We start from the raw sequence: 16,085 nt of genomic DNA, 5'->3' as shown, positions 1-16,085 counted from the left end.
TCCCCTGCGTGCTCCGACGTTCCGCGGACACCCCGTCCGAATGCCGATACCCCGCCCTGTGGACGTCGACACCACGGGGTGTCGACAGCAGGACGGGGTGTCGGCGGTGATTCGGGAGCGCGGGCGGGGTCAGCCGTCCAGGCGGTAGAGCCAGCCGTGCTTGTCCTCGCGGCGGCCGTACTGGATGTCGGTGAGCTCCTCGCGCAGCGAGAGGGCGAGCTCGCCGAGCGGCTGCTCGTCCTCGAAGTCCTGCGCGACGAGCGCGCCGATCGGGGTGACCACCGCGGCGGTGCCGCAGGCGAACACCTCGACGATGTCGCCGGAAGCCACGCCCTGACGCCACTCGCCGAGCGTGACCGCGCGGCGCTCGACGGTGTGTCCGCGGTCCTCGGCGAGCTGCAGCAGCGAATCGCGCGTGATGCCCTCGAGGATCGAGTCGGACTCGGGCGTCACGATGCGGCCGTCCCGGTACACGAACACGATGTTCATGCCGCCGAGCTCCTCGACGTGGCGGTCCTGGTCGAGGAAGACCACCTGGTCGCAGCCCTTCTCATACGCCTCTGCCTGCGGCAGCAGGCTCGCGGCGTAGTTGCCGCCGGTCTTCGCCGCACCGGTGCCGCCCTTGCCGGCCCGGGAGTACGTCTCGCTCAGCCAGATGCGCACCGGCTTCGCGCCGCCCTTGAAGTAGGCGCCGGCGGGGCTGGCGATCAGGTAGTACGCCACCTTCTTCCCCGGGCGCACCCCGAGGAACGCCTCCTTGGCGAACATGAACGGCCGCAGGTACAGGCTCTGGTCCGCACCGGAGGGCACCCAGTCGCCGTCCACGGCGATCAGCTCCCGCAGCGACTGCAGGAAGTACTCCTCGGGCAGCTCCGGCAGGGCGAGGCGCTGGGCGCTCTTCTGCAGGCGGCGGGCGTTGCGGTCGGGGCGGAAGGTGTGGATCGAGCCGTCGGCGTGGCGGTACGCCTTGATGCCTTCGAAGATCTCCTGCCCGTAGTGCAGCACCGAGGCGGCCGGGTCGAGCGAGATCGGCCCGTACGGCTGCACGCGCGGGCGGTGCCAGCCGCCCTTCTCGGACCAGCAGATGTCGACCATGTGGTCGGTGAAGCTGGTGCCGAATCCGGGGTCCTTCAGGATCTCCTCGCGCTGTGCGGGGGTCTTGGCGGCCAGGTTCTTCGTCACGGTGAAGGTGAGCGGGGCGGTGGCGGTGTCGGTCATGTCACATCCTGCGGTCGTGCGCGGCGTCGAGCGTCTCTCAGACTACGCCTGAAGCCGGGCGATGATGGCGTCACCCGTCTCGCGGGTGGTGCGTGCTCCCTCACGGGCGGCGATGTCCTCCTCCACGGCCCGCTGCACGCGTCCGGCCTCGTCGCGGAGACCGAGGTGGTCGAGCAGCAGCGCCACGGAGAGGATCGCCGCGGTCGGGTCGGCCTTCTGCTGGCCGGCGATGTCCGGGGCCGAGCCGTGCACGGGCTCGAACATCGAGGGGAAGGCGCCGTCGGGGTTGATGTTGCCCGAGGCGGCGAGGCCGATGCCACCGGTGACGGCGCCGGCCAGGTCCGTGAGGATGTCCCCGAAGAGGTTGTCGGTGACGATCACGTCGAAGCGGGAGGGGTCTGTCACGAGGAAGATCGTGGCCGCGTCGACGTGCAGATAGTCTACGGCCACGTCCGGGTGCTCGGATGCCACGGCGTCGACGATCCGCTTCCAGATGGCGCCGGCGTGCACGAGCACGTTCGTCTTGTGCACCAGGGTGAGCTTCTTGCGGCGCCGCTCGGCGAGGTCGAACGCGTAGCGGACCACACGCTCCACGCCGAACGCGGTGTTCACGCTGGTCTCGTTCGCGACCTCCTGCGGGGTGCCCTTGCGGATCGATCCGCCGTTGCCGACGTAGGGGCCCTCGGTGCCTTCGCGCACGACGACGAAGTCGATCTCGCCCGGGTCCGCCAGGGGTCCGGATGCCCCGGCGAAGAGCTTCGACGGGCGGAGGTTGACGTAGTGGTCCAGTTCGAACCGGAGCTTCAGCAGCAGGCCGCGCTCGATGTTCGCATCCTTCAGACGCGGGTCGCCCGGGACGCCGCCGACAGCGCCGAGCAGGATGGCGTCGTGCGCGCGGATCGCGTCGAGGTCGGCATCCGTGAGCGTGTCGCCGGTCTCGAGGTACCGGGCCGCACCGAGTGAGAAGCGGGTCTTCTCGAACGACACCGCTCCGCCGGCGGTGACCGCGTCGAGCACCTTCTCGGCTTCGGCGACGACCTCCGGACCGATGCCGTCACCCGGGATGACGGCCAGCTTCACGACACGCGACATGACTCTCCTCGCACACGGACGGCCGGCCGCGCCGGATCGCGCGGGGCCCGTTCCAGCGTAGCGCCGGCGGCTCCACGCCCCTCCCCGCGTGACACCCCCGCGCCCGCCCGCTGCCACCCGCCGCGCGCGACACATTGTGTCCTGTCGTGAGGGTGTCAGGGGCCCGCACCCGCACATCGCGACACAATGTGGGGCTTGGGGTGGGGTCCGGGCGGCGAGCGGGCCGGAGGTCAGCGGCGGGTGGGATCGGTCCGCAGGGTCAGCGCGGCGATCGTCCCGGCGGCGACGACCAGGCCCGCGCCGATCAGGGACGTCACGGTGACACCCGACCCGAAGGCCGCGGCGGCGGCGTGCCACAGCGCGTCGCCGAGCCCGTCCGGCAGCTCACCCGCCGCGGTGTACGCGCCGGCCAGCGTCTCGCGGGCGTGGGCCGCCGCCTCGGCCGGGATGCCGGCGGGCACGACGAGCGCTCCGCGGTAGAACGCCGTGATGATGCCGCCGAGGATCGCGGTGCCGAGCACCGCGCCGAGCTCGTACGCCGTCTCCGACACGGCGCTCGCGGCGCCCGCCTTCTCCGGCGGAGCGCTGGAGAGGATGAGCTCGTTCGAGATCGTCTCCGCCGCGCCGATGCCGATGCCGAGCACGATGAACGCGGCGATCAGCGGCGCGACGCCGTGCTCGTGCGAGGAGAGCGCGACGATGAGGTATCCGCTCACCGAGAAGACCAGCGCCGCCGGGACGAGCACGTGCGCCGAGACGCGGCGCGCCACCGGCACGACGGCGAGCCCGGCGACGATCATCGCCGCCATCCCCGGGGCGAGGGCGAACCCGGCGACCATCGGCGACAGCCCGAGCACGAGCTGCAGGTGCTGGGACACGAAGTACAGGAAGCCGACCAGAGCGACCACGCTGAGCAGGTTGACCAGGATGGCGCCCGAGAACGACCCGCGCCGGAACAGGCCCATGTCGAGCATCGGCGTGGGCGAGCGCAGCTGGCGGCGCACGAACAGCGCGCCCATCACGATCCCGAGCAGCGCCCAGACCCCGCCGGCGACCGTGGGGCCGTCGACGGCCAGCGCCTTGATCGCGTACACCACCGGGATCATCGCGGCCATGGACAGCATGATGCTGACCGGATCCACCCGCCCCGGGTGCGGATCGCGGCTCTCCGGCACCAGCAGCGGCCCCGCGATGAGAAGCGGGATCAGCACCGGCACGGCGATCAGGAAGGCGGCGCCCCAGCCGAAGTGCTCGAGCAGGAAGCCGCCGACGATGGGGCCGAGCGCGGAGCCTGCGGAGAATCCGGCGGCCCAGACCGCGATCGCGAAGCGGCGCTGCTCGCGGTTGACGAAGATCGACCGCAGCAGCGACAGGGTCGAGGGCATCAGCATCGCGCCGAAGAAGCCGAGCAGGGCGCGGGCCGCGATGAGCAGGCCCGCCGTCGGCACGAAGGCCGCCAGCGCCGATACGGCGGCGAAGCCGGTCGCGCCGATCAGCAGCATCCGCCGCCGCCCGAACCGGTCGCCCAGGGTGCCCATCGTGACGAGCAGCCCGGCGAGCACGAGCGGGTACGCGTCGATGATCCAGAGCTGCTCGGCGCCCGAAGGCGCGAGAGCCAGCGAGATCTCGGGCAGCGCGAAGCTGAGCACCGTGTTGTCGACCGAGACGAGCAGCACCGGCAGCATCAGCACGACCAGCGCGGTCCACCCGCGCGCGCCGACCCGGGGGCCGTCCGTGTCCGTGATGTCGATGGATGCCGTGGCAGGCATGATGTCCTCCGTTAGTAAACCGTCTGGTTGGTATAGTAACAGGACAAGCCGTGCGATCGCTGGGCATTCGCGGCAGGATCGACGGCAGCACGGAAGGAGAGCCATGCCCCGTCCCCCGCTGGCGCGCGAACGCGTCCTGGACGCCTACGAATCGATCCTCATCGCCGAGGGCGAGCGCGCGGCGACACTGGACGGCGTCGCCGCGACGGCCGGGGTGTCCAAGGGCGGACTGCTCTACCACTTCGGCTCGAAGGAGGAGCTGGCCGCCGGGCTGCTCCAGCGCCTGGACGATCTCGTCACGGCGGACGTCACCGCGATGAGCGCAGCACCCGAGGGACCGGTGGCGTACTACATCCGCACCTCGATCATGGAGGGCAACGCGCTGGACCGCGCCCTGGTGGCATCGACGCGGCTCGCCCAGGGCGGGCACCCGGCGGCCGCACGGCGGCTGCGCGAGGTGCGGGAACGATGGGCGGATGCCCTGCGCCCGGCGGTCCGCGACGAGGCCGCCCTGCAGCTGGTGATGCTGCTCAGCGACGGCCTCTACTTCAACAACGCGATCGAGGGCGCGGCCACGCCGGGGGTCTCACGCGACGTCTTCGTCCCCTCCGGACGAGCGCTCGACGAGCTCATCGCGCTCGTGGAACGTGCCGTGCTCGCCCGGTGAGGGGCCGGGGGCGCGGTCGGACGCTTCGACAGGCGGGGCGCGGTCGGACGCTTCGACAGGCGGGGCGCGGTCGGACGCTTCGACAGGCTCAGCGTCCGCGCACTCAGCGCCCGACCGCGGGTCCCACGCGCCTCAGACCTCGCTGATCTCGATCTGCCGGAACAGGTCGGCGTCGATCGCGGTGCGGATGTCCTCGAGCAGCTCCTCGTCCACCGGGGAGTCGAGGGTGAGCACGCTGAGCGCCTGCGCGCCCGCGGCCTGACGCGCGATCTGCATGCCGGCGATGTTGATGCCGGCGTCGCCGAACTTCTGGCCGTAGACCGCGACGATGCCGGGACGGTCGGTGTAGAGCATCACGACGTGGTGCTTTTCGATGGGCAGCTCGATGGCGTACTCGTTGATGCCCACCAGCTTCTCGATCTGCTTCGGACCGGTGAGGGTGCCGGAGACCGCCAGCTGCGAGCCGTCGGAGAGGGCGCCGCGCAGCGTGATGACGTTGCGGTACTCCTCGCTGACCTCGTCCTGCAGCAGCCGCACCGCGACGCCGCGCTGCTCCGCGAGCAGCGGCGCATTCACGTACGACACCGTCTCGCTGACGATGTTGGTGAACACGCCCTTCAGCGCGGCGAGCTTGAGCACGCTCACGTCGTAGTCGTTGAGCTCGCCGTGCACCTCGACGTCGAGGCTGGTCAGCGGCGCCTGCGCGAGGGCGGAGAAGATCTGACCGAGCTTCTCGACGAGCGGGATGCCCGGGCGCACGTACGGGTCGATGACGCCGCCGGCGACGTTCACGGCATCGGGGACGAGGTCACCGCCGAGCGCGAGCCGCACCGAGCGCGCGACCGAGACGCCGGCCTTCTCCTGCGCCTCGTCGGTGCTCGCACCGAGGTGGGGGGTGACCACGACGTTCGGCAGGTCCAGGAGGGCGCGGGCGGTGCCGCCCTCGGCCGGCGGCTCCGAGGTGAACACGTCGAGCCCGGCGCCGGCGATCTCGCCGGCGACGAGCGCCTCACGCAGCGCCTCCTCATCGATGAGACCGCCGCGGGCCACGTTGACCACGAACGCGGTCGGCTTCATGGCCTTGAACTGCTCGGCGCCGATCATGCCGGTCGTCTCGGGCGTCTTCGGCATGTGGATGGTGAGGAAGTCCGCCTCGGCGACGAGCTCCTCGAGGGAGACCAGCTGCACGCCCAGCTGCTGGGCGCGGGCACTGGTGACGTAGGGGTCGTACGCGATCAGGCGCATGTCGAAGGCCGCCAGCCGTGCAGCGACGAGGGCGCCGATGCGGCCCAGGCCGACGATGCCGACGGTCTTCTCGAAGAGCTCGGCGCCGGTGAACGCGCTGCGCTTCCATTCCCCCGCCGCGAGCGACGCGTGCGCTGCCGGGATGCGGCGGGCGAGGCTGAGGATGTGGCCGACGGTGAGCTCGGCGGCCGAGACGATGTTCGAGGTCGGCGCGTTGACGACCATGACGCCGGCGGTGGTGGCCGCCTTGATGTCGACGTTGTCGAGCCCCACGCCGGCCCGCGCGACCACCTTCAGGCGCGGGGCGTGGCTCAGCGCCTCGGCGTCGATCCGCGTCGCCGAGCGGATGAGCACCGCATCCGCGTCCGCGAGGGCGGCGAAGAGCGCCTCACGGTCGGTCCCGTCCACGTGGCGGATGTCGAAATCGGGACCCAGCGCCTCGATCGTGGCGGGTGAGAGCACTTCGGCGATGAGCACGACGGGCTTGGACGCAGACTGGTTCGGCACGTGGATCCTTCGGGGCAGGAGGACAGGGCGGAGGGCCGATGCGCCGCACGCCGTGGGGGCGCGATCGGGTCACACTTTACCGCAGCGGATGCCGCGGCCCCGCCGATGTGACGACCGACGACGGGCGGCGAGCGTCAGCCGGCGGCCAGGACCAGCTGATCCATGTTCAGGATGCTGTACCCGATCAGGCTCATCCAGAACACCGCGACGACGCCGAGGCCGGCGAGCATCACGAGCGCGAGCTCCCCGACGTTGCGCCGGCGGCCGACGGCAGAGGCGAGGGCGAACACGATGGCCGGGAACACGACGCCGAACAGCAGCGTCGCCCAACCGGCGGCGGTGAGGCCGTCGCGGGCGAGCGCGATCAGGTGCGCGATCGCGTTCCAGACGGCGTACGCGTAGAAGAGGCCGCTGAGTCCGATCACGAGACCGGACAGCCAGCGCGGGCCGGCAGGGGCGAGGTCGTTCACGATCCCAGGGCTCCCATCATCACGAACGGCCAGGGCACCAGCAGCACGACGCCGGCGAGCAGCACGAGCATCCGCAGCCACATCGCCCTGCCGCGGGTGAGCACCCAGCCGGTGAGGAACCACAGCGCCGGCGCCGCGACCGCGAGGATCAGCCACGGCACATACATCGCGTCGGCGACGATGAGGTTCGCGAGCTGCTTGAGCCGGATGCCGCCGATCAACCAGCCGACGGTGTACAGCAGGTACACGCCGCCGAGAACGCCGAGCAGCACCAGGCTGACCGTGCCCAGCGCGTGCGTGTCGTCGTCCGCGGTCTCCGCGTCGTGGCGAGCGGATGCCGCATCCGCCGGCGACCCCGGGACGTCGTCGCTGCCTTTGCCGACCGCCTTCCAGCCGGGCGGGAGCGACGCGGGGCCGTTCTCGTCATCGCCGTCCCAGCGGAGGGCGTCGTCGTCATCAGGATCGGAGCGCACACGCCCAGCGTAGTCACGCGCGGGCGGCGGATGCGGCATCCTCGCCGCCGGCGGGCGGCGCGCCCAGTTCCCGGCAGACTTTCCGCATCGCCTGCTCGGCGAGGTCGACCGTCAGCAGCGTGTTGCCGCTGACGATGTGCAGTCCATACGCGTCCTCGAGCGCCACCAGGGTCATCGCGAAGGTGTCCGGGTCCAACCCGGGGGCGAAGACCCCGGCATCCGCCCCCCGCTCGAGCACCCCGCGGTAGGTCGCCAGCTGACGCCGGTACATCGTCTGCACCAGCTCGTCGTGCAGCTGCGAGTTGCCGGCGAGGACGTCGAACTCGTACAGCAGCCGCATCAGTGCGTCGTCGGGGCCGTCGGGCAGACCCTCACGGATGGCAGTGGCCAGCTGCTCGCGGGGGTCGTCGATCTCGGCGATGAGGGCGTCGCGCGCGTCGCAGAACCGCCCCACCCCGGCGCGGTGCGCCTCGACGAGCAGCTCGTCGAGGTCGGAGTAGTAGTACAGGATCGCTCCGCGCGTGAGCCCCGCGCGCTGGGCGACGTCGGTGAGGGAGATCGCGCGCAGACCGCGCTCCGAGACGGCGGTGAGGGTCGCCTCCACGAGGTCTGCACGGCGGGCATCCTGCCGTCGGGGTCGGGCCATGCCTTGACACTACCCGGGTCGCGTGACATGCTCGACCCATTCTTTGACGTTGATGTCAAAAAACTATCGAGGAAGATATGACCGACGCGCGAGCCTCCTGATCGTCGCCGCGGCCGGCGCGTTCTTCGTCGTGGTCACCTACTGCATGCAGGTGCTCTTCCCTGACGTCAGCGCGGTGGGTGACATCGTCGGCGCCTCTCCGGAGATGGCCCGGTACATCGGCGGCGCACTGTTCCAGTCGCTGTTCATCGGCGGTTACATGGTCGCCGTCCTCGGCTGCGGCATCACGCAGCAGATGTCGGCCGCGCGGCTGCTGTACGCGATGGGGCGCGACGACGTGCTGCCGCGCCGCCAGTTCGCGCGGCTCAACGCGAAGGGCGTGCCGTCGGCGAACCTGCTGCTGATCGGGCTGCTCGCCGCGACCGCCGTCTTCCTCGACCTGTTTCAGGCCGCCTCGCTGATCAACTTCGGCGCGTTCGTGGCCTTCACCTTCGTGAACCTGTCCGTGATCGCCACCTGGCTGCGGTTCCGCCGGGACCGCGGTGCGCGCAGCATCCTGGGCTGGGTCGTCGTCCCCGCTGCCGGCGCCGTCATCAACGTCGTGCTCTGGTTCAGCCTGGAGCCGGGAGCCATGCTCATCGGCGCACTCTGGACCGCGATCGGCCTCGTGTACCTGCTGTGGCGCACCCGACTCTTCCGCGCCGCACCGCCCGTGCTCGCCGGCCCACTCGAGATCGAGGTGGAGGAGGGCCGACTGCCCGCGTGACGCGCATATCCCGCCGCGGGCATGCATTCCACTAGGCTCACCGCTATACCGTTCGGGGAGGGACGAGATCGTGGCAGAGAGCAGCAGGAAGTCGGTGCGTTCGCAGGCCGACGCGGCACGCGAGACCGAGACGCGGGAGTGGGCGCCGACGGCGGAGTCGAAGAAGCGCGCGACGACGTTCCGCTGGATCGCGGCGGTGCTCTGGGCCCTCGCCATCGCCGGTGAGGCCGTCGGCATCTTCTGGCTGCTGCGCCAGCGGGAGTTCGTCGGCGAGGACGGCACCCTCGTCCGCGACCTCGAGACCGGGCTGCTCGAGGAGCAGGGCGTCACCGCGCACTTCCCGCAGTGGGCGTTCATCACGCTGCTGGTGCTGCTCGTCGTGATCGCCGTGCTGTCGATCACCGGCTCGATGCTGTGGAAGAAGGCCAACCGGCTCGATCCGGCCCGCAGATCCGACACATTCCGCTTCTTCGTACAGAACCAGCTCGGCGCGATCATCGCGATCGTGGCCTTCCTGCCCTTGATCATCCTGATCTTCCTGAACAAGGACATGGACAAGGGGCAGAAGACGACCGCGGGCATCGTCGGCATCGTGCTGGCCGTCCTCGCCGTGGTTCTCGGCATCGACTTCAACCCGCCGTCGGTGGAGAAGTACACCGCCGACCAGTCCACCGTGATCCAGCTGCTCGGGAAGGACGAGGTGGTGTGGGTCGACGGCGGTGGTGTGTATCACGTGTGCGAAGAGGTCCCCGACATCCAGACCGGCAGCGAGAAGCGGATTGGAACCACCGCGGAAGCGGTCGCCGCCGGCAAGACCCGGCTGACGTTGGAGTTCGCATCCGAACTGCGCACCTGCGGGATGCCGGTGCCCGAGAACTCGCAGGAGATCGTCGAGGCGCTCCGGGCGATCCGTGACGGCGCCACCGACACGCTCCTTCCCGCCCCTGTCTGGGCGGACCCGGCCGATGCACCGATCCAGGTCGAGGACGCCCCGGCCGAGTGACGTCCCGCGCGGGGCTCCGCTCCCCTAGCGTCTGACGGCCGAACGTTCCGCCGCCCACCTGAGATCCGGGCGTCGATGCACCGGAACGCGGAACGGGGGCGCCTCGGAAGAGGCGCCCCCGTTCCGGTGCGGGACCGGGTGGATCAGCGCGCTGCGCTGCCCTCGACGTAGTCCTCGTCGGTCTGCTTCCAGGCGAACAGGGCGCGCAGCTCCTTGCCGGTCGCCTCGATCGGGTGACCCTGCTCCTTCTCGCGGAGGGCGAGGAACTCCTTCGCGCCGTTGTCCTGGTCGTCGATGAAGCGCTTCGCGAAGGCGCCGGACTGGATGTCCGCGAGGACCTCCTTCATCCGCTCCTTCACGCCGGCGTCGATGACGCGCGGGCCGGAGACGTAGTCGCCGAACTCGGCGGTGTCGGAGATCGACCACCGCTGCTTGGCGATGCCGCCCTCCCACATCAGGTCGACGATCAGCTTGAGCTCGTGCAGCACCTCGAAGTAGGCGATCTGCGGCTGGTAGCCCGCCTCGACGAGGGTCTCGAAGCCGGCCTGCACCAGGTGGCTCATGCCGCCGCAGAGCACCGCCTGTTCGCCGAAGAGGTCGGTCTCGGTCTCCTCGGTGAACGTGGTCTTGATCACCCCGGCACGCGTGCCGCCGATCGCCTTCGCGTACGACAGCGCGGTGTCCCAGGCCGAGCCGGAGGCGTCGCGCTCCACCGCGATGATGTCCGGGATGCCGCGGCCGGCGACGAACTCTCGGCGCACGGTGTGGCCGGGGGCCTTCGGCGCGACCAGGATGACATCCACGCCCTCCGGCGCCTCGATGTAGCCGAAGCGGATGTTGAAGCCGTGCGCGAAGGCGAGCGTCTTGCCCGGCGTCAGCTTGTCCTTGATCGACTCGTTGAAGATCGTGCGCTGGTGCTGGTCGGGCGCGAGGATCATGATCAGATCGGCCCACTCGGCGGCATCCGCCACCGACTTGACCGGGAAGCCGGCCTCCTCCGCCTTGGCGATGGACTTCGAGCCCTCCTTGAGGGCGATCGCGACCTCGACGCCGGAGTCGCGCAGGTTCATCGCGTGCGCGTGGCCCTGCGAGCCGTAGCCGACGATCGCGACCTTCTTGCTCTGGATGATCGACAGGTCGGCGTCAGCGTCGTAGAAGATCTCGGTGCTCACTGTGTGTTTCTCCTTGTGTGTGGTTCTGGAAGATGTTGCGCTTCGTCTCGCTGCGCTCGCTCAACGGCCGCGAAGGCGACGGCGCTCGTTCGACGATCGGGTCAACCGCGCAGCACCCGTTCGGTGATGCTCTTGCCGCCGCGGCCGATCGCGAGCAGGCCGGACTGGGCGAGCTCCTTGATGCCGAACGGCTCCAGCGCCCGCAGCAGCGCGCCGACCTTGCCCTTGTCGCCGGTGACCTCGATCACCAGCGCGTCCGGCGCGTAGTCGACGACCGAGGCGCGGAACAGGTTCACCACCTCGAGCACGTTCGATCGCGTGCTGTTGTCGGTGCGCACCTTGATCAGCATGTGCTCGCGCTGCACCGACGAGGACGGCTCCAGCTCCACGATCTTGATGACGTTGATGAGCTTGTTCAGCTGCTTGGTGACCTGTTCCAGCGGCAGGTCCTCGACATCGACGACGACCGTGATCCGCGAGATGCCGGGCACCTCGGTGACGCCGACCGCGAGCGAGTCGATGTTGAAGCCGCGGCGTGCGAACAGGCCGGCGACGCGGGTCAGTAGACCCGGCGTGTTCTCGACGAGAAGGCTCAGCACGTGTGTGGACATGGCTCAGGCCTCCTGATCGAATGCCGGCGCGTGGTCGCGCGCGTACTGGATGTAGCTGTTGCTCACGCCCTGAGGCACCATCGGCCACACCATGGCGTCCGCGCTCACGACGAAGTCGATCACGACGGGGCGGTCGTTCGTCTCCAGCGCGGTCTTGATGGCGGCATCCACCTGGTCCTCGGTCTCCACGCGCAGCGCGAGGCAGCCGTACGCCTCGGCGAGCTTGACGAAGTCGGGGACCCGGACGGTGTCGTGCCCGGTGTTCAGGTCGGTGTGCGAGTGCCGGCCGCCGTGGAACAGCGTCTGCCACTGCCGCACCATGCCCAGCGACGAGTTGTTGATGATCGCGACCTTGATCGGGATCTCGTTGATGACGCAGGTGGCCAACTCCTGGTTGGTCATCTGGAAGCATCCGTCGCCGTCGATCGCCCACACCACGCGCTCCGGTTCGGCCACCTTCGCGCCCATCGCGGCGGGGATCGCGTAGCCCATGGTGCCGGCTCCCCCGGAGTTGAGCCACGAGTTGGGCCGCTCGTACTTGATGAACTGGGCGGCCCACATCTGGTGCTGGCCGACGCCGGCGGCGTAGATCGCCTCGGGCCCGGTGAGCTCGCCGATGCGCTGGATCACGTACTGCGGCGCGAGCAGGCCGTCGTCGGTGGGCGCGTAGCCGAGCGGGAACTCGGCGCGCAGCCCGTCCAGGTACGACCACCACTCCTCGATGTCGGGCTTGGTGGTGCCGACGACGCTGCGGAACGCGGTGTCCAGGTCGATCAGGACGTCGCGGACGTCGCCCACGATCGGCACATCGGCGGTGCGGATCTTGGAGATCTCCGCCGGATCGATGTCCACGTGCACGACCTTCGCGTGCGGGGCGAAGTGCTCGGCCTTGCCGGTGACACGGTCGTCGAAGCGGGCGCCGAGGGCGACGATGAGGTCGGCCTCCTGCAGCGCGAGCACGGCGGGGACGGTGCCGTGCATGCCCGGCATCCCGAGGTGCTGCGGATGCGAGTCCGGGAACGCGCCGCGGGCCATCAGCGTCGTCACCACGGGCGCGCCGGTCGACTCCGCCAGCGCGAGCAGCTCCTTGGACGCCTTGCCGCGGATCACGCCGCCGCCGACGTAGAGCACCGGCTTCTTGGCCTCGGCGAGCAGCGCGGCCGCCGCCTGGATCTGCTTGCCGTGCGCCTTGGTCACCGGGCGGTACCCGGGCAGCTCCACCTTGGGCGGCCAGATGAACGGCACGCTGGCCTGCTGGGCGTCCTTGGTGATGTCGACGAGCACCGGGCCGGGGCGGCCGGTGGAGGCGACCTCGAAGGCCGCGGCGATCGCGCCGGGGATGTCCTCGGCGCGCTTGACGAGGAAGGAGTGCTTGGTGATCGGCATGGTGATGCCGACGATGTCCGCCTCCTGGAAGGCGTCCGTGCCCATCAGGTGGCTGAAGACTTGGCCGGTGATGCACACCAGCGGCACCGAGTCCATGTACGCGTCGGCGATCGCGGTGACCAGGTTCGTGGCTCCCGGGCCGGAGGTCGCCAGCGCGACGCCGGTCTTCCCGGTCGCGGACGCGTAACCCTCGGCGGCGTGACCGGCGCCCTGCTCGTGCCGCACCAGGATGTGACGGACCGACTCGTGGTCCAGCAGCGGGTCGTAGACGGGCATGATCGCCCCGCCCGGGATGCCGAAGACGTCCGTGACCCCGAGGAGGTCGAGCGAGCGGACGACCGCCTGGGCTCCGGTGAGCACAGGCGGGGAGGCCGGACGGGCGGGCGGCCGTGGCACGGCCGGAGCGGAATCAGCAGTCATGTCATTCCTCGGTGATCAGCAGAGCGCGGATGCCGGCGGTAGCCGCCGGCACCGGCACGCCCCGAACTGTCGGACGGTCACCCGGTCGTCGCGCCCTCCGCGGCGGAGCGCACGAGACGGGAGTACTTGGCAAGAACGCCACGGGTATAGCGCGGGGGAAGCGGCTCCCAGCCAGAGCGGCGGGAGCTGAGCTCGGACTCGTCGACGAGTAGGTCGAGAGTGCGAGCCGCGATATCGACCCGAATAAGATCACCATCGCGCACGAAGGCGATGGGACCAGCGTCCACCGCTTCGGGTGCTATGTGGCCGATGCACAGGCCGGTTGTGCCGCCTGAGAATCGCCCGTCCGTCAAGAGTAGTACATCTTTTCCGAGCCCCGCGCCCTTGATGGCCGCGGTGATGGCGAGCATCTCGCGCATGCCGGGGCCGCCCTTGGGGCCCTCGTAGCGGATCACGATCACCTCGCCCGGGTTGATGTCACCGGCGGCGAGGGCGTCCATGGCGGCGCGCTCGCGGTCGAACACGCGCGCGGGCCCCTCGAACACGTCGGCGTCGAAGCCGGCCGACTTCACCACGGCGCCCTCGGGCGCGAGCGAGCCGAGCAGGATCGTGATGCCGCCGGAGGCGTGGATCGGGTTGTCAAAGGTGTGGATCACCTCGCCGTCGATCGGGTCGGGGTTCAGGTCACGGAGGTTCTCGGCGACGGTCTTGCCGGTGACGGTGAGCGCGTCGCCGTAGATGAGGCCCTCGTCGAGCATGGCCTTCATGATCACCGGGATGCCGCCGTGCCGGTCGACGTCGTTCATGACGTACTTGCCGAACGGCTTCATGTCGGCCACGTGCGGGGTGCGGCTGCCGATGCGGTTGAAGTCGTGCAGGCTGAGCTCGATCTCCGCCTCGCGCGCGATCGCGAGCAGGTGCAGCACGACGTTGGTCGAGCCGCCGAGCGCCATCGCGAGCGCGATCGCGTTCTCGAACGACTCCTTCGTCAGGATGTCCTTGGTGGTGATGCCCTGGCGGAGCAGGTTCACCACGGCCTCGCCGGAGCGGTGCGCGAAGTAGTCGCGGCGGCGGTCCGCGGCCGGCGGGGCGGCGGACCCGGGCAGGCTGAGCCCGAGAGCCTCGGCGACGGATGCCATCGTGTTGGCGGTATACATGCCGCCGCAGGCGCCCTCGCCGGGGGCGAACGCGCACTCGATGCGCTTCAGGTCCTCCTCGGTCATGCGGCCGGCGCGGCAGGCGCCGACACCCTCGAAGGAGTCGATGATCGTGATGTCCTTCTCGGTGCCGTCCGAGAGCTTCACCCAGCCGGGAGCGATCGACCCGGCGTAGAGGAACACGCTGGACAGGCCGAGCCGTGCGCTGGCCATCAGCATCCCGGGGATGGACTTGTCACAGCCGGCCAGCAGCACCGTGCCGTCCAGTCGCTCCGCCATGATCACGGTCTCCACCGAGTCTGCGATGACCTCGCGGCTGACCAGCGAGAAGTGCATCCCCTCGTGCCCCATCGAGATGCCGTCGGAGACGGAGATGGTGCCGAACTGCAGCGGGTAGCCGCCGCCCGAGTGCACGCCCTCCTTGGCGCCCTGCGCGAGCCGGTCCAGGCTCAGGTTGCACGGGGTGATCTCGTTCCAGCTCGACGCGATGCCGATCTGCGGCTTCTCCCAGTCCGCGTCACCCATCCCGACCGCGCGGAGCATGCCGCGGGAGGTCGTCGCCTCGATGCCGTCGGTGACGACGCGGCTGCGGGGCTTGATGTCGATATCGGGTCGTGCGGCCGGCGCGCCGCCGGAGGCTTCGTGCGAGGACATGAGGGAAGTCTATTCCCGGCGGCGTGCGCGCTCCGCCGCGATGACGCCGAGGAGTGCCGCGATCTGTTGTGGGGAGTCCACGCGCAGGGTCGCGGCGGTGTCCCCCGGCCCGACCCGCACGCCGAGGTCGTCCGGCCCGAGCACGCGCATCGCGTCCTCGTCGGTGACGTCGTCGCCGGCGAACAGAATGCCGGTGGCGTCGAAGCGCTCCCGCAGCACCCGCATGGCGGTGTCCTTGCCCTCGATGCGCGAGGAGAACTCCAGGATGTGGTTGCCCAGCCGGCGCCGCCAGTGCGGGAACCGTTCGGCGACGAGGGCGTCCACCTCGGCGAACGCGGCGGCCTCGGCCTCGGGTGCGGCGCGCCGCCCGTGCACGCCCATGCCGTAGGTCTTCTCCTCGAGCTCGACGCCCTCGTACCGGTCGATGATCGGCCTTGCGGCCGCCCACAGCTCCTCGCGCGTGCCCTCCACCTGCTCGGCCTCGATCACATCCACCTCGCCGTGGCCCGGGTACCAGTACTGCGCGCCGTGCGACCCGGCCAGCGCGATGGCGGAGTCGTCGTCGTGCTCGGCGATCACCCGCAGGTCCTCCAGGCTGCGCCCGGAGACGAACGCGACGACCGTGTCGGGCAGCGCGGCGAGGCGCTGCACGGCCTCGGTCACCTCGGGCAGGGCGCGGGCCGACATCGGCTCGTCGACGAGGGGCGAGGCGGTGCCGTCGAAGTCGAGGGCGACCACGAGCCGTTCCGTCGCGGCGATGGCCGCCAGTTCCGGGTCGAGGCTGCCCGGGGTCCAGGTGCGGGTCATGTCCGTATGCTCCGTCTCCGCC

The 16,085-nt window shown here is 70.3% G+C and carries 14 protein-coding genes and 1 pseudogene; 3 read left to right on the top strand and 12 right to left on the bottom strand.

Annotated features, from left to right (window positions below):
• Window positions 1-129: 129 nt before the first annotated feature.
• The 3 genes from JRG78_RS05285 to JRG78_RS05275 all read right to left on the bottom strand — a co-directional run bounded on the left by JRG78_RS05285 (window position 130) and on the right by JRG78_RS05275 (window position 4,079).
• Window positions 130-1,218: a branched-chain amino acid aminotransferase gene (locus JRG78_RS05285; RefSeq protein WP_259607966.1), complete on the bottom strand. Its 1,089-nt coding sequence runs from the start codon at window positions 1,216-1,218 to the stop codon at window positions 130-132.
• A gap of 42 nt (window positions 1,219-1,260) precedes the next feature.
• A complete protein-coding gene (locus JRG78_RS05280) occupies window positions 1,261-2,310 on the bottom strand; it encodes a 3-isopropylmalate dehydrogenase (protein WP_259607965.1) in 1,050 nt (349 codons plus the stop codon).
• Window positions 2,311-2,540: 230 nt separating this feature from the next.
• Window positions 2,541-4,079, bottom strand: coding sequence for an MFS transporter (locus JRG78_RS05275; RefSeq protein WP_259607964.1), 1,539 nt, complete (start codon window positions 4,077-4,079; stop codon window positions 2,541-2,543).
• 103 nt (window positions 4,080-4,182) lie between these two features.
• On the opposite strand from JRG78_RS05275, the gene JRG78_RS05270 reads away from it, so the two are divergent.
• Complete coding sequence (locus JRG78_RS05270; RefSeq protein WP_259607963.1) at window positions 4,183-4,746, top strand: TetR/AcrR family transcriptional regulator; 564 nt, start codon at window positions 4,183-4,185, stop codon at window positions 4,744-4,746.
• A 132-nt stretch (window positions 4,747-4,878) separates the two neighbouring features.
• On the opposite strand, the gene serA is transcribed toward JRG78_RS05270, so the two are convergent.
• The 4 genes from serA to JRG78_RS05250 all read right to left on the bottom strand — a co-directional run bounded on the left by serA (window position 4,879) and on the right by JRG78_RS05250 (window position 8,087).
• A complete protein-coding gene (gene serA / locus JRG78_RS05265; RefSeq protein WP_259607962.1) occupies window positions 4,879-6,498 on the bottom strand; it encodes a phosphoglycerate dehydrogenase in 1,620 nt (539 codons plus the stop codon).
• 134 nt (window positions 6,499-6,632) lie between these two features.
• Window positions 6,633-6,968: a hypothetical protein gene (locus JRG78_RS05260; RefSeq protein ID WP_259607961.1), complete on the bottom strand. Its 336-nt coding sequence runs from the start codon at window positions 6,966-6,968 to the stop codon at window positions 6,633-6,635.
• Complete coding sequence (locus JRG78_RS05255; protein ID WP_259607960.1) at window positions 6,965-7,441, bottom strand: hypothetical protein; 477 nt, start codon at window positions 7,439-7,441, stop codon at window positions 6,965-6,967. Before JRG78_RS05255 ends, JRG78_RS05260 begins: the two co-directional genes overlap by 4 nt.
• A 13-nt stretch (window positions 7,442-7,454) precedes the next feature.
• A complete protein-coding gene (locus JRG78_RS05250; protein WP_259607959.1) occupies window positions 7,455-8,087 on the bottom strand; it encodes a TetR/AcrR family transcriptional regulator in 633 nt (210 codons plus the stop codon).
• Between the two features lie 52 nt (window positions 8,088-8,139).
• Here JRG78_RS05250 and JRG78_RS05245 point away from each other — a divergent pair, with 52 nt between their 5' ends.
• Window positions 8,140-8,853 (top strand): APC family permease, encoded by a 714-nt coding sequence (locus JRG78_RS05245; protein WP_259607958.1) that lies wholly within the window; start codon window positions 8,140-8,142, stop codon window positions 8,851-8,853.
• A gap of 70 nt (window positions 8,854-8,923) precedes the next feature.
• Window positions 8,924-9,856 carry a hypothetical protein gene (locus JRG78_RS05240; RefSeq protein ID WP_259607957.1) on the top strand — a complete coding sequence of 311 codons (933 nt, stop codon included), beginning with the start codon at window positions 8,924-8,926 and terminating at the stop codon, window positions 9,854-9,856.
• 143 nt (window positions 9,857-9,999) lie between these two features.
• Here the strand turns inward: JRG78_RS05240 and ilvC are convergent.
• From ilvC to otsB, 5 genes and pseudogenes are all read right to left on the bottom strand, one after another.
• Window positions 10,000-11,043: pseudogene (ilvC, locus tag JRG78_RS05235) on the bottom strand (ketol-acid reductoisomerase); the annotation flags it as partial.
• Window positions 11,044-11,129: 86 nt separating this feature from the next.
• Complete coding sequence (gene ilvN, locus JRG78_RS05230) at window positions 11,130-11,639, bottom strand: acetolactate synthase small subunit (protein WP_259607955.1); 510 nt, start codon at window positions 11,637-11,639, stop codon at window positions 11,130-11,132.
• A 3-nt stretch (window positions 11,640-11,642) separates the two neighbouring features.
• Complete coding sequence (locus tag JRG78_RS05225; protein WP_259607954.1) at window positions 11,643-13,445, bottom strand: acetolactate synthase large subunit; 1,803 nt, start codon at window positions 13,443-13,445, stop codon at window positions 11,643-11,645.
• A gap of 77 nt (window positions 13,446-13,522) precedes the next feature.
• Window positions 13,523-15,256, bottom strand: coding sequence for a dihydroxy-acid dehydratase (gene ilvD / locus JRG78_RS05220; RefSeq protein WP_259607953.1), 1,734 nt, complete (start codon window positions 15,254-15,256; stop codon window positions 13,523-13,525).
• Between the two features lie 9 nt (window positions 15,257-15,265).
• Window positions 15,266-16,063, bottom strand: coding sequence for a trehalose-phosphatase (otsB, locus tag JRG78_RS05215; protein ID WP_259607952.1), 798 nt, complete (start codon window positions 16,061-16,063; stop codon window positions 15,266-15,268).
• Window positions 16,064-16,085: the final 22 nt, after the last annotated feature.

Origin of the sequence: Microbacterium sp. EF45047, assembly GCF_028472845.1 — a bacterium.
GTDB lineage: Bacteria > Actinomycetota > Actinomycetes > Actinomycetales > Microbacteriaceae > Microbacterium > Microbacterium neungamense.
This window is presented reverse-complemented; position numbering and strand designations above follow the sequence as displayed.

Excerpts from the sequence above, each read along its gene's own strand:
- JRG78_RS05285 (WP_259607966.1), bottom strand. The coding sequence starts at position 1,218 with ATGACCGACACCGCCACCGCCCCGCTCACCTTCACCGTGACGAAGAAC.
- JRG78_RS05280 (WP_259607965.1), bottom strand. The coding sequence starts at position 2,310 with ATGTCGCGTGTCGTGAAGCTGGCCGTCATCCCGGGTGACGGCATCGGT.
- JRG78_RS05275 (WP_259607964.1), bottom strand. The coding sequence starts at position 4,079 with ATGCCTGCCACGGCATCCATCGACATCACGGACACGGACGGCCCCCGG.
- JRG78_RS05270 (WP_259607963.1), top strand. The coding sequence starts at position 4,183 with ATGCCCCGTCCCCCGCTGGCGCGCGAACGCGTCCTGGACGCCTACGAA.
- JRG78_RS05250 (WP_259607959.1), bottom strand. The coding sequence starts at position 8,087 with ATGGCCCGACCCCGACGGCAGGATGCCCGCCGTGCAGACCTCGTGGAG.
- JRG78_RS05245 (WP_259607958.1), top strand. The coding sequence starts at position 8,140 with ATGTCAAAAAACTATCGAGGAAGATATGACCGACGCGCGAGCCTCCTG.
- ilvN (WP_259607955.1), bottom strand. The coding sequence starts at position 11,639 with ATGTCCACACACGTGCTGAGCCTTCTCGTCGAGAACACGCCGGGTCTA.
- JRG78_RS05225 (WP_259607954.1), bottom strand. The coding sequence starts at position 13,445 with ATGACTGCTGATTCCGCTCCGGCCGTGCCACGGCCGCCCGCCCGTCCG.
- ilvD (WP_259607953.1), bottom strand. The coding sequence starts at position 15,256 with ATGTCCTCGCACGAAGCCTCCGGCGGCGCGCCGGCCGCACGACCCGAT.
- otsB (WP_259607952.1), bottom strand. The coding sequence starts at position 16,063 with ATGACCCGCACCTGGACCCCGGGCAGCCTCGACCCGGAACTGGCGGCC.